This window comes from Mesorhizobium sp. M4A.F.Ca.ET.020.02.1.1 (assembly GCF_004022645.1).
Lineage (GTDB): Bacteria > Pseudomonadota > Alphaproteobacteria > Rhizobiales > Rhizobiaceae > Mesorhizobium.
In genome coordinates, this window is sequence record NZ_RZOI01000216.1 from 1 (window position 1) to 8,245 (window position 8,245).

Annotated in this window: 8 protein-coding genes and 2 pseudogenes; 4 read left to right on the forward strand and 6 right to left on the reverse strand. The window is 63.8% G+C overall.

Annotation, left to right across the window (positions count from 1 at the left end):
• The 5 genes and pseudogenes from EN742_RS15525 to EN742_RS15545 all read right to left on the reverse strand — a co-directional run.
• A pseudogene (locus EN742_RS15525) lies at nt 1-236 on the reverse strand (FAD binding domain-containing protein); the annotation flags it as partial.
• A 15-nt stretch (nt 237-251) separates the two neighbouring features.
• Complete coding sequence (locus tag EN742_RS15530) at nt 252-695, reverse strand: SRPBCC family protein (RefSeq protein ID WP_127407623.1); 444 nt, start codon at nt 693-695, stop codon at nt 252-254.
• Nucleotides 696-819: 124 nt separating this feature from the next.
• On the reverse strand, nt 820-1,647 hold the full coding sequence (locus EN742_RS15535) for an AraC family transcriptional regulator (RefSeq protein ID WP_126059016.1): 828 nt from the start codon (nt 1,645-1,647) through the stop codon (nt 820-822).
• A 161-nt stretch (nt 1,648-1,808) separates the two neighbouring features.
• Nucleotides 1,809-2,807, reverse strand: coding sequence for an ABC transporter permease (locus EN742_RS15540; protein WP_126059017.1), 999 nt, complete (start codon nt 2,805-2,807; stop codon nt 1,809-1,811).
• A 55-nt stretch (nt 2,808-2,862) separates the two neighbouring features.
• Nucleotides 2,863-3,606, reverse strand: a complete 744-nt coding sequence (locus EN742_RS15545) for an ATP-binding cassette domain-containing protein (RefSeq protein ID WP_126059018.1) — start codon at nt 3,604-3,606, stop codon at nt 2,863-2,865.
• Between the two features lie 450 nt (nt 3,607-4,056).
• Here EN742_RS15545 and EN742_RS15550 point away from each other — a divergent pair, with 450 nt between their 5' ends.
• Together EN742_RS15550 and EN742_RS15555 are read left to right on the forward strand one after the other, a co-directional pair.
• Nucleotides 4,057-5,046: a sugar-binding protein gene (locus EN742_RS15550; RefSeq protein WP_128332994.1), complete on the forward strand. Its 990-nt coding sequence runs from the start codon at nt 4,057-4,059 to the stop codon at nt 5,044-5,046.
• A gap of 182 nt (nt 5,047-5,228) precedes the next feature.
• Nucleotides 5,229-6,005, forward strand: a complete 777-nt coding sequence (locus EN742_RS15555) for a FadR/GntR family transcriptional regulator (RefSeq protein WP_127421311.1) — start codon at nt 5,229-5,231, stop codon at nt 6,003-6,005.
• A gap of 18 nt (nt 6,006-6,023) precedes the next feature.
• Here the strand turns inward: EN742_RS15555 and EN742_RS15560 are convergent, their stop codons facing one another.
• Entirely contained in the window at nt 6,024-6,962 is a 939-nt protein-coding gene (locus tag EN742_RS15560; RefSeq protein ID WP_128332995.1) for an NAD(P)-dependent oxidoreductase, read from the reverse strand.
• Nucleotides 6,963-7,080: 118 nt separating this feature from the next.
• On the opposite strand from EN742_RS15560, the gene EN742_RS15565 reads away from it, so the two are divergent.
• Complete coding sequence (locus EN742_RS15565) at nt 7,081-7,977, forward strand: NAD(P)-dependent oxidoreductase (protein ID WP_127406059.1); 897 nt, start codon at nt 7,081-7,083, stop codon at nt 7,975-7,977.
• 102 nt (nt 7,978-8,079) lie between these two features.
• A pseudogene (locus EN742_RS39380) lies at nt 8,080-8,245 on the forward strand (FadR family transcriptional regulator); the annotation flags it as partial.

Here is an 8,245-nt window from a genome sequence, read left to right on the forward strand (position 1 = left end):
GGATGGCGGGCAATCGCCGCCATGGTGACGGAGGCGCCAAGAACGGCCCTGCCATTGGAAACGGTAATCGTCGACAGCGACGGCTCGGTGGCGCGGACAAGTCTGGTGACCGAAACGTCGCCTTCATTGGCGGCGCGCACGACCAGCGTGCCGCCGCCGAGATAGCGCGTGCCGACCGCCTGCAGTGCAGCGTTCGCGTCCTTCACCGTCGGGAATGTTTGGAGGGCAAGCGCCATGGCACGCTCCTTGGCTCAGCTTTGGCCGGCGAAATGGCTCTTCAGCGCGTTGAAGCCGCCCTGGAAGACGTTGGCGCCCATGCCTTCGGCGAGCTTGTCGGCTTCCTCGGGAGCTGCGTCGAAGCTGGCGCTCCATTCGGCAAAGGTGCGGTCGCCGTCGGTGACACGCCGCAACTGCAGCGTCGCCTTGTGATTGGTGATCAGCTGCGGGGTCTCGAGGATGGAGTAGCTGACCAGAAACTTCTCGTCGGAGAAGTCGACCAATTTTTCGCGCAGGCGGGCGCCGCTGACGAGCTGGAAGTTGCGCACACAGCCGATCGTGCCGGCATCCTTGCCGTCCTCGATATGGCTTTCGATCATGCGCGGGTGCCAACTCGGCAAGCCGTTGAAGTCGCGTATCCGCGCCCAGACCTGTTCGACCGGCGCGTCGATGACGCTGGAGATGGTGACTTTCGCCATGGAGCCGTTCCCTTGCGGATGCGTATGGCGGGAAGGGTAGGGCGCACGGGCAGCCGGCGCTTATCAATGCGTCTTGAGCGCCTATCAATCAGTCTGAAAATAGACCGAAGGCAGCCAGGGCCGCTCAAGCCATCGCCCGCGCCGCCTCGCGATAGAGCGTCGGCGGCACGCCGACATGGTCGCGGAAGAAGCGCGAAAAATTGCCCTGGGTGGTGAAGCCGAGATTGCAAGCGACCGAGATCAGCGGTTCCTGCGACCATTGCAGCTGGCGCACGGCTTCCTCCATGCGCAGCGTGTTCCAGTAGACGTTCGGCGTCAGATTGGTCTGTTCCTTGAACAAGGCGAAGAAATGCGGCCTCGACAGGCCGACGCTGCGGGCCACGTCGTCGAAGGAGATGCGTTCGCAGACATTGGCCTTCATCAGCTGGATCGCCTTGCGGACGCGGAAATCCTGCATGGTGTTGACGCGGCCACGCGCCACATGCGGCGCCGAGGCGTCGGCGGCGTCGAGCACGCTGTCGATGAAGCGCTCGATCTCGTAATTGGCGATGTCGTCGATGCTCTCATTGTCGCTGAGATGATCGAGCAGGTGCGCCGCCGCCTGGTGCAGCCACGGCTCCAGCGTGATCGCGGCCTGCGCGAACAGCGGCGCCGACGAGGGCAGGTCGCGGCGCCGGCGGGCCCAGTCGGGATCGATGTAGAAGGCGAGGAACAGGCCCGGCCTGCCGTCATGCGAAAGGGCATGGCTGTGCGGCTGGAACGAATTGATGCCGGCGGCGGTGTCGGGCCCGAGCCGCACCGTCTCGCGGCCGATGGTCATCTCGCCGGCCGTGCCTTCAAGCCAGATGATCAGATGCGCCTCGACATGGGCATGGGTGACGAAGTCGTTGGCGACATTCAGGACAGAGACATGTCCGAACCGGCCCCAATAGAGCCTGATCGCGTCCGTCATGGGTATATCCTCCCGCGGGCGACTGGCCTCCCTTCGCCCGCCCGGGGATTGTGCGGCGGGCGTCGGGCGCTCGTCAAGGCGCGTGCGCTAGGCCTCACAGGCGCCTTGCGCCGCACGGGCGGATTTTCAGACTGAGCGATAGGAGCCGGATCCGGTCCGGCCTAGTCGCTGCGCCTGAAATTGCGGATACGGTCGAACAGGACCGCGAGCAGGATGGCGCCGCCGATGAAGGTGCCTTGCCAGAAGGCGTTGATGCCGAGCAGGCCAAGGCTGTTGCGGATCACCTCGATCAGCGCCGCACCGACGATGGCGCCGAAGGCGGTGCCGACACCGCCGGCGAGATTGGCGCCGCCGATGACGGTGGCGGCGATCACCTGCAATTCCATGCCGGTGCCGATGTTGGTGGTGACGGCGCCCAGCCAGCCGGTCTCGATGATGCCGGCAATGCCGGCCGCGAGCGCCGAGATCATGTAGACTGCGACCTTGATCTGCTTGACGGGAACACCGGTGAGCGTCGCCGCATGCTCGTTGCCGCCGATGGCGAAGATGTGCCGGCCGAACTTGGTCCAGCGCAGCGTGAAGCCGGTGATCAGCGCCAGAAGGATCATGTAGAGCACCGGATTGGCGATGCCGAACACCCAGGCGCCGCCGCCCAGCGCGAGCAGCTTGTCGTGGTCCGGACCGAACTGGAAGACGACCGTGTTGTTGGAGGCGACCATAGCGAGGCTGCGCGCGATGGACAGCATGCCGAGCGTCACCACGAACGGCGGAAAGCCGAGATACGCGATCAGAATGCCGTTGAAAGCGCCGATGACGAGCGCTGTCAGGATGGTGGCGAGGATGCCGACTTCGATGCCGTAGCCGGCATGCATGGTGACCGCCAGCACCATCGAGCACAGGCAAAGCACCGAGCCGACCGACAGGTCGATGCCGCCGGTGATGATGACGAAGGTCATGCCGAGCGCGACGATGGCGACGAAGGTGATGTTGCGGGTGATGTTGTAGAGGTTCTTCTGCGTGGCGAAGGCGTCGGTGGCGAAGGACAGGAACAGGCAGGCGAGGATCACCGCGATCACCACCCAGAAAGTCTGGCTGCCGAGCAGCCGCGACATGAAGGTGTGCTGCTTCTGCGCGATCGTCTGGTCAAGGGTGACTGCCATTATCGACCTTTCCTGCCGGGCCGCGCCAGCACCGTAAATTCCGGGGTTGCCGTGCTCATGCGACCTGCTCGATAGCGCCGGTGATCAGACCGGTTACCTCCTCGGGCGAGCTGGACGCGATGGTCTTGTCGGCCACTTTCCTGCCGCGCCGCATGACGATGACGCGGTCGGCGACGTCGAAGACGTCGGGCATGCGGTGGCTGATCAGCACCACTGCGATGCCCTGGTCGCGCAAATGGCGGATCAGGTTCAGGACTTCGGCGACCTGGCGCACCGAGATCGCCGCGGTCGGCTCGTCCATCAGCACGATCTTGGCCTGCGACAGCATGGTGCGGGCGATCGCCACCGCCTGGCGCTGGCCGCCCGACATCTGCTTGACGAGATCGCGCGGGCGGGTCTCGGACTTCAGTTCGGCGAAGAGCTGGCCGGCGCGCTTGTACATGGCGGCATAGTCGAGGATGCGAAACGGACCGACGCCCCTGCGCAGCTCACGGCCGAGATAGACATTGGCGGCGGCGGTCAGGTTGTTGCACAGCGCCAGGTCCTGATGGACGATCTCGATGCCGTGCTGGCGGGCCTCCGCCGGCTTGTGCAGGACAAGCTCCTTGCCGTCCAGCTGCATGTTGCCATGGCTCGGGCGGAAATTGCCGGCGATCATTTTGACCAGCGTCGACTTGCCGGCGCCGTTGTCGCCCATCAGGCCGACGACCTGGCCAGGCTCGATCGACAATGACACGTCGTTGACCGCCTGGATGGCGCCGAAATGCTTTGAGATGTTGGTGAGTTCGAGAACCGCCACCAGCGTTATGCCTCCCTGTTGCGGCCTGCGGTTCTGCCGCGGCCTCGCTCTCCCCAGCTCCTCCCCGGGAACGGCGATTTGGCGCATTTACGCTAATGCTCATGCAGGCGTCAATCAATTGTCGGACGAATTGAAGACATGTTTTACCAAAAATCCGTTTTGTAGGACAAATAGCAATTGACGTTGGCCGCATGCCGATATTAGCTAAGCATCGGAGGAAGATCATGCCGATCTTTCGACCCGGCTGGCCGGGCGGAATCGGCGGAAGCGATACCGGTCCGGGACTTGGCGGCAATTCTCGCCGGCACGGTTCGGAATTGCATCTGGAAATGCTTATCGGCCTGGACTGGCGGAGGCACGAGCGCTCGTGAAACGATGCTCTGTCTTCGCGCACCGGGTTGGTCTGCGTGGCGGGCACGCCGTGCCCGTCTGTTTCAAGGGAGGACTGATATGAGGAAATCACTTTTGCTCGCCGCTGCCGCCGTCATGGCGTTGGGCGCCGGGCCGGCACTGGCCAAGAAACAGCTCGTCATTGTGGTGAAGGGGCTCGACAACCCATTCTTCGAAGCCATCCACCAGGGCTGCGAGAAGTGGAACAAGGAAAACGCCAGCTCGGAATATGAATGCTTCTACACCGGCCCGGCATCGACTTCGGACGAGGCCGGCGAGGCTCAGATCGTGCAGGACATGCTGAGCAAGCCCGACACAGTGGCGATGGCGATTTCGCCGTCGAATGCGCCGCTGATCGCGCAGACGATCAAGACCGCCAATCCCTCGATCCCGATCATGACGGTCGATGCCGACCTTGCCAAGGAAGATGCGGGCCTTCGCAAGACCTATCTCGGCACCGACAACTATCTGATGGGCAAGAAGATCGGTGAATACATCAAGAAGGCCAAGCCCAATGGCGGCAAGATCTGCACCATCGAAGGCAATCCGGCGGCCGACAACATCCTGCGCCGCGCTCAAGGCATGCGCGACGCGCTGTCGGGCAAGGACGGCCTCGCGGCGCTTGCCGGTGAAGGCGGCTGGACGGAAGTCGCCGGATGTCCGGTGTTCACCAATGACGATGGCGCCAAGGGCGTACAGACGATGACCGACATCCTCGCCGCAAATCCCGACCTCGACGCCTTCGGCATCATGGGCGGCTGGCCGCTGTTCGGCGCGCCGCAGCCCTATCGCGACCTGTTCAAGCCGATGGCCGACAAGATCGCCAGCAACGCCTTCGTCATCGGCGCGGCCGACACGATCGGCGACGAAGTGGCGATTGCCAGGGATGGTCTGGTGACCGCGCTGGTCGGCCAGCGGCCGTTCGAAATGGGCTACAAGGCGCCGTCGGTGATGATCGACCTGATCGAAGGCAAGAAGGTCGACGATCCGGTCTTCACCGGTCTCGATGAATGCACCAAGGACACGGTCGACACCTGCATCCAGAAGTAGGTCTCGATCTCGGGGTGCCCTTCGAAGGGCGCCCCGTCACTTCCCTCAGGGACAAGGACAGGCAGCGTTGTCGGGGGCGGCAGTCTCCGGATTTGACGCGCCCATAGGTCGGCGAAGGCATCCGCGGGCGCGGACAATTCCGGACAGTTTCCACGCGACGGACTGACGATGCCGGAACGCCGATGCCGGACGACAAATCAAGAAAACGCTCTGCCGGGACCACGGCCAGCCATCCACTTGTCGCTGTTCGGCGACCGGAGATGGCCTGGAACCCGGGCTCGAGCGTGCATGCCTCGCTTGCCAGCGAGATCGGTCTTCGGATCGTGCGCGGCGACTATCCGCCGGGCACCATCCTGCCCAACGAGGCCAAATGGTCGGAAACCTTCAACGTCAGCCGCTCGGCGGTGCGCGAGGCGATCAAGATGCTGATGGCCAAGAGCCTTCTGGCATCACGCCCCAAGATCGGAAGCTGGGTGGAGCCGAAGGAACGCTGGAACCTGCTCGACCGCGATGTGCTTGCCTGGTACGCGAGCGCGCCGGACCGCGAGCTGTTCCTGAAGACGGTGCAGGAATTCCGCCACATCATCGAACCGGAAGCCAGCGCCTTCGCCGCCATGCGCAGGAGCGAGGAGCAGATGGCCGAAATCAGCCAGGCCTGCCGCGAGATGGGGGTTGCCACAAACCTGCAGGAGCGCACGCGCGCCGACACGCGCTTTCACCTCGCCATTCTCAGGGCATCGGGCAACGAGCTGCTGGTGCCGCTCGGCGTGCTGATCGAATCGGCGCTCGACCATTTGTTCGTCTTCGTCACGCGCGAGCACAGCGACCAGCGGCGGGCGCAGTCGTTGCACGAGGCCATAGAGAAGGCCATCCGCCTCAAGCGCCCGGCCGCCGCTCGAACCGCCGTGCACCGGCTGCTGGCCAACACCGACGAGGTCATCGAGCGGTCGCGGCGGTGACGCGAGGCCTTCCCGACTTCAAATCTTCTGCTTCACGCCATCTTTTGACGGCATCAGGTCGACGCCGTTGACCTTGCCGATATGGGTCGCCAGCATCGGCACGAACTGCTCGGCCGGGCCGGCGGCGAAGGCGCCGGCAAAGGCGTTCTTGGTGGCGTTGCCGAGCGGGTTGGCGATGCCGGCGGCGCCCGCCATGGATTCCAGATAGGTAAGGTCCTTGAAGGCGTTGGCGATGGAGAATTTATGCGCGTCCCGGTCGCCCTCCAGCGTCCAGCGCATGAAGGTCTGGTAGAAGGGGCAGTCCGTGCGGCCGTTGCGGATGACGCTGTCGAAACGCGACGGCGAGATGCCGACCTTCTCGGCCAGCGCCAGCGCCTCGGAATAGATCGCGGCGTAGCCCAGCGAGATGAAATTGTTGAGCAATTTCATGCGGTGGCCGTCGCCGGTGTCGCCTATATGGACGATGCGGCCGGCCCAGGTCTCGATCACCGGCTTCACCCTGTTGAAGACCGGGTCGGGCGCACCGACCATGGCGTCCAGCGTGCCTTCCCAGGCCTCCTTCGGCGTGCGGCTGAGCGGCGCGTCGACATAGTCGACGCCGAGCGCCCTGAGTTCGGCAGCCAGCGCCACCGTCGAGACCGGATCGGAGGTCGAGCAATCGACGACCACCGCGCCTTGCCTCAGGCCCTCCTTCAGGCCGCCGGGGCCGCGAATGATGGCTTCGACCTCGCGCGAGCCGGTGACGCAGATGAAGACGATGTCGGATGATGCCGCCACCTCGCGCGATGTCGCCGCTTCTGTGGCGCCGCGACCAGCCAGGTCATCCGCCGGTTTGCGGTTCTTGCGGCCGAGGAAGGTCAGCGGATAGCCCTTGTCGACGATGTTCTTGGCGATGCCGTGCCCCATGAGGCCCAAGCCGATGAAGCCGATTTTTTCGCGCGCGGCGGTGGTGGTCATGTCGTTCCGTCCTGTCTGGGGATTATCGATAATTTCGCCGTTGTTCTTGCCGCATATGGTTGCGGAATGCAATATTGTCTGACAATACACGGCAATAGCGAGCGATGTGGAGAGCGAAATGACGAAGCGGATCATGTTCACCGGTGGCAGCGGCAAGGCGGGGCGTCATGTCGTGCAATATCTGGTCGAGCATGGCTGCCAGGTGCTCAACATCGATACCAAGCCGCTCGACAATCCCAAGGTGCGCACGCTGATTACCGACATCACCGACAGCGGCCAGGTTTTCAACGCACTGTCGAGCTATATGGGCCTGCATGAGTTCGATCCGTCGCTGCGTCCGCAGCCGGTCGACGCAGTTGTGCATTTCGCCGCCATCCCGCGCATCATGATCACGCCCGACAACGAGGTGTTCCGCATCAACGCGATGGGGACCTACAATGTCATCGAGGCGGCGGTGAAGCTCGGCATCCGCAAGGTGGTGATCGCCTCCAGCGAGACGACCTACGGCCTGGTCTTCGCCAACGAACCGCGCGATCCCAAGTATTTTCCTCTCGACGAGGAATACGACGTCGACCCGATGGACAGCTACGCACTGTCCAAGATCGTCAACGAGAAGACCGCGCGAGCCTTCGCGCAGCGCAACGGCACCGATATCTACGCCTTGCGCATCGGCAATGTCATCGAACCGCACGAGTATTCACTCTTCCCGAAGTGGTTCGCCGATCCCGGCTTCCGCAAGAGGATCGCCTGGAGCTATGTCGATGCTCGCGACCTCGGCCAGATCACTTTGCGCGCCGTCGAGAAGGACGGGCTCGGCTACCAGGTGTTCAATGCCGCCAACGACGACACCTCGTCCGACCTGCCGACTGCGGAACTGCTGAAGCGGTTCTACCCGAATGTCCCGGTCAAGGCGGAGCTCGGTGAATACGAGACGTTGCTTTCCAACCGCAAGGCGCGCGACCTGCTCGGCTTCCGCCCGGAGCACAGCTGGCGCAAATACGTCAAAACGGCATGATGGGGCGCAAAGCCGTGGCTGATCTGTGCACAGCCGCCGGCTTTGCGCTCCATCAGCCTTGCCGTGCTTGACAGGGTCCGAAATCCGGACTTTCTGGGGCAGATGCGGAACGGGAAGCCGAACAAGGAAAAATCACCGGAGCAGGCGGCGTCCGCCGAGCGCCAGGCCGCCATTCGCCGAGCCGATGCGCCGCGCATTCCGGGATCGAGCGTGCATGCTTCGCTGGCCAGCGAGATCGGCCTTCGGATTGTGCGCGGCGACTATCCGC

Bases quoted from the DNA above. Each gene is read 5' to 3' on its own strand.
- EN742_RS15530 (WP_127407623.1), bottom strand. From the start codon at position 695: ATGGCGAAAGTCACCATCTCCAGCGTCATCGACGCGCCGGTCGAACAG.
- EN742_RS15535 (WP_126059016.1), bottom strand. From the start codon at position 1,647: ATGACGGACGCGATCAGGCTCTATTGGGGCCGGTTCGGACATGTCTCT.
- EN742_RS15540 (WP_126059017.1), bottom strand. From the start codon at position 2,807: ATGGCAGTCACCCTTGACCAGACGATCGCGCAGAAGCAGCACACCTTC.
- EN742_RS15550 (WP_128332994.1), top strand. From the start codon at position 4,057: ATGAGGAAATCACTTTTGCTCGCCGCTGCCGCCGTCATGGCGTTGGGC.
- EN742_RS15555 (WP_127421311.1), top strand. From the start codon at position 5,229: ATGCCGGACGACAAATCAAGAAAACGCTCTGCCGGGACCACGGCCAGC.
- EN742_RS15560 (WP_128332995.1), bottom strand. From the start codon at position 6,962: ATGACCACCACCGCCGCGCGCGAAAAAATCGGCTTCATCGGCTTGGGC.
- EN742_RS15565 (WP_127406059.1), top strand. From the start codon at position 7,081: ATGACGAAGCGGATCATGTTCACCGGTGGCAGCGGCAAGGCGGGGCGT.